This is a genomic window from Haloferax sp. s1, assembly GCF_058382125.1.
The window spans coordinates 1-3,186 of sequence record NZ_JBZRPK010000329.1 but is presented as its reverse complement, the minus strand read 5'-3'; the positions used below and the strand labels follow the sequence as shown (position 1 = coordinate 3,186).

Here is a 3,186-nt window from a genome sequence, read left to right as displayed (position 1 = left end):
CACGGGTTGTTTCCAGCGGTGCCGAACGCCGCAGCCCGTTCCGCGGCTTCGGCGAGATTCGAGACGGCGGCGGCGCGGTCCATCACGTCCCGGGCGACCGACTCGCCGTGATTCGTTACGACGAGCGTGGCCGGTTCCTCGGCGAGCAGGTCGGGAAATGCCCGCGCCACGCGGTCGGTGACTGGGCCGTCGTCCACGAGAATCGCGTCGGCTGCACGGAACGTGCGGTCGAATCCGCCGGTCCACTCGCGTGCGTTGGCATCGCGGTCGGCGCTGAGTTCCATCACATCGTAGAGGGAAAAGTCGCGGTCCCGGAGCGCGGACTCAGCATCGCCGCCGTGACGAACGTCGAGGTCGGACGCGTCGTCAGGCACCTCGCCAACGGCAACGTTCACGTGCTCGAACGCCCGGTAGAAATTCACCGCGTCGTCGACGGTGGTTGATTCGACAACCGCCGCCGCGCCGTCGGGTGAGAGGTCACCTGCGGTGGCCGCCCGGACGAGTGGGACGAGAAGCAGGAGACAGCCAAATTGCGTGTTGCCACCGCCCTGCTTGCTCATTCCTGCGACGGCTGTTTCGAACGCCTCGCCGACGGATGTGCCGGATTCCGCGAGTCGGAGTCCTTTCGCCGCCCCGACAGCACCGGTCAGAAAGTGCTCGAAGTGAAGGTCCGAGAGGTCGCGGCGACGGTCGACGTTCCCCGGTTTGGGCGTTCCGGCGACTTCGAGCAGGAGCGCGAGTTCCGCGTGGCGTGCGGGGCCGAATCCGCGGTTGGTGACCGGCGTCGGTGACATCAGAGAGATACCTCGTCGTCGTACTTCGTCGGTCCTTCCACTCCATCGTCCGCGAACCAGTCGTCGACGGCGGTTCTGACGCGATGGAGGACGGAGGGGTCATCGCTCGGACGGCCGACGCTCACAGCGTCAGCGCCGTACTGGAGGTACTCGTGAGCAGTCACCCGGTCGCGGACGCCGTTGTTGGCGACGACGAACAGGTCTGGTGCGGCGTCAACCACGTCGGCGACGACCGACTCGGAATCCATCGCGTCGATGTGAAGCCAGTCGGCCCCCGCATCGGCGAGCGTTGGTGCGAGTTCCCGGAGGGCGACGCCGTCGACTTCGGCGCGAACTTTCACGCCGACGGGTGCGCCGGAGTTCGTGGCCGCGGCGACGTATTCGACCAGCCTGTCGGTGTCGCGGAGAAGCGTCTCGCCACAGCCGACCGCGCAGAGTTCGTCCTGTCGGCAGTGGGCGTTTACTTCGACACCAGCACCGTAGTCGGAACAGATTGCGGCGACTTGGCGAATCGGTTCTGCTTCGGTCGCTCGAACGTTGACACCGATAAACAAGTCCGTCTCGTCCAGCGTAGCGAGTTGGTCCGTGACGAACGCTAACGGGTCGTCGGGCAGAAACTCCGAGCGGCCGCGGGCGACGAGTTCGCGTGCGGCCTCCCGTGCGGGGTCGTCGAGGGCGATGCCACCGAGGAAAGCCGCGCCGACGTGGGGCGCAGCAGCGCGTGCCCATGCAGCGTCAGATTCGCCGCTGAGGCTTGCGGCTCCGACGCGAGGGGAGAACATCACATCACCTCCGCGAGCGCGCCATCGACAGCACGGGCGACACGTTCCGCGTCTTTCGGGCCATCGATTCGGGTGTCAGTTCGGACGACCGGACAGCCGAGGTCAGTCCCATCCGCTTCGTCCAAGACGAACGCGTCCGCGAATGGGTACGCCTCAGCGACGCCTGCGGTCGAGGGGTCATAGCCGACGCCTTCCATGAGGTCGGCAGCGGGACCGGAGAACACGCGGTCTTCGACGAACGGAGAGACGGCGACGACAGGCGTGTCGGCGAGGGCGTCGGCGAAGCCACCGAGTGCGAGCATCGGTCCGATACTCGTGACTGGGTTCGACGGGCCGATGACAACGGGGTCTGAGAGAGCGTCGGCGACCGCGTTGGTGATGGTTGCCTCGTCCGCGCCGCGGAACTCCACGTCGTGGACGGTGGGGTCAGCTCGGCGGTGAACCCAGTACTCCTGAAAGTGCATCACGCCCTCGTCGGTGTGGACGAGGGTCGCAACGGGGTCGTCCGTCATCGGGAGGAGAGACACGTCGAGACCGAAGGCAGCCGCGAGCGTCCGGGTGACTTCGGTGAGCGTGTTGCCCTCGTCGAGGAGCGAGGTTCGCGTGATGTGGACCGCGCGGTCGCGGTCGCCGATTTCCATGAACTCCGCGATGCCGGAGAACCGCCGCCAGCGGGCGATGTCGCGCCCGGCGGTCTGCGCCTCGTCCGGGAGGTATCGCGGACCGGCGTCGAGACCGGCCGCGTCGGCGAGACGGTGGAGTTCGTCGTCCGTTTCGGTGGTGTCGTCGGCGATGCCCCACCAGCGGTCGGTGTCGAGGACGCCGCCGCCGGAGAAGAGGACCGTATCCACGTCGGGGCAGACGAGGTGGCCGCCGAGTTCGACGTCGTCACCGGTGTTGGCGACGACGGTCGTCTCAGCGGGGTCGAACACCTCGGCGGCCCCGTCGAGGAGTTTGGGGGTTCCCGTTCCCCCAGCGAGGAAAGTGACCATGTTCCGCCGTAAGGCGAGTGGCGGTTTGAAAGTTCCTTCACCGGAGACGACCGCAGTTATGGCTCGCCGCGGTACGCCCCGATGCGCCACAGTGGCATCGGGCAGGGTTCCATCTCAGCGTCTATTCGCGCTCGACTGAAGCGGTTCGCAGTAGGGTGTTGTGCCGCTGCCGTCCCACGCGCTGTGGTTCCCTGTGTGGCCAATCTGTATTCCTGTGTGGCCAATCTGTATTCCTGTGTGGCCAATCTGTATTCTGTCGTAGTGTGACCGGGCAGTACTCGACTCAGGCGTGGTGCAACTGACCGGTTTTTTATTCGAAACCCGCCCGACCATTTTTACCCGATGGCGGCCGAATCCCCGACAATGACGACCATCAAGGACAGCGTCCACGACCACATCGAGGTCGAGGGCGCGGCCGAGGCCCTCCTCGACACGCCGGAGATGCAGCGACTTCGGCGAATCAAGCAGTTGGGTACGGTCCAACTGGTCTACCCCTCCGCGAACCACACCCGGTTCGAACACAGCCTTGGCGTCTATCACCTCGCTTCGCGTGCTCTCTCGCATCTCGGTATCGAGGGCGACGCCGCCGCTCACATCGAAGCCGCGGCACTCCTCCAC

At 66.1% G+C, this 3,186-nt stretch carries 3 protein-coding genes and 1 pseudogene; 1 reads left to right on the top strand and 3 read right to left on the bottom strand.

All coding sequences use genetic code 11. From position 1 onward, the window contains the following. The 3 genes from QT222_RS03775 to cofD all read right to left on the bottom strand — a co-directional run. On the bottom strand, positions 1 to 794 hold a 794-nt coding region (locus QT222_RS03775), incomplete at its 3' end, for a triphosphoribosyl-dephospho-CoA synthase (protein ID WP_491476356.1). Next, entirely contained in the window at positions 794 to 1,576 is a 783-nt protein-coding gene (locus QT222_RS03770) for a tRNA-dihydrouridine synthase (protein WP_491476355.1), read from the bottom strand. The genes QT222_RS03770 and QT222_RS03775, both read right to left, overlap by 1 nt. Further along, a complete protein-coding gene (cofD, locus tag QT222_RS03765) occupies positions 1,576 to 2,568 on the bottom strand; it encodes a 2-phospho-L-lactate transferase (RefSeq protein ID WP_004059936.1) in 993 nt (330 codons plus the stop codon). Before cofD ends, QT222_RS03770 begins: the two co-directional genes overlap by 1 nt. Before the next feature lie 363 nt (positions 2,569 to 2,931). Here cofD and QT222_RS03760 point away from each other — a divergent pair. Continuing rightward, positions 2,932 to 3,186, top strand: a pseudogene (locus QT222_RS03760) (HD domain-containing protein); the annotation flags it as partial.

Coding starts and splice junctions, on each gene's coding strand:
- QT222_RS03770 (WP_491476355.1), bottom strand. CDS start 1,576: ATGTTCTCCCCTCGCGTCGGAGCCGCAAGCCTCAGCGGCGAATCTGAC.
- cofD (WP_004059936.1), bottom strand. CDS start 2,568: ATGGTCACTTTCCTCGCTGGGGGAACGGGAACCCCCAAACTCCTCGAC.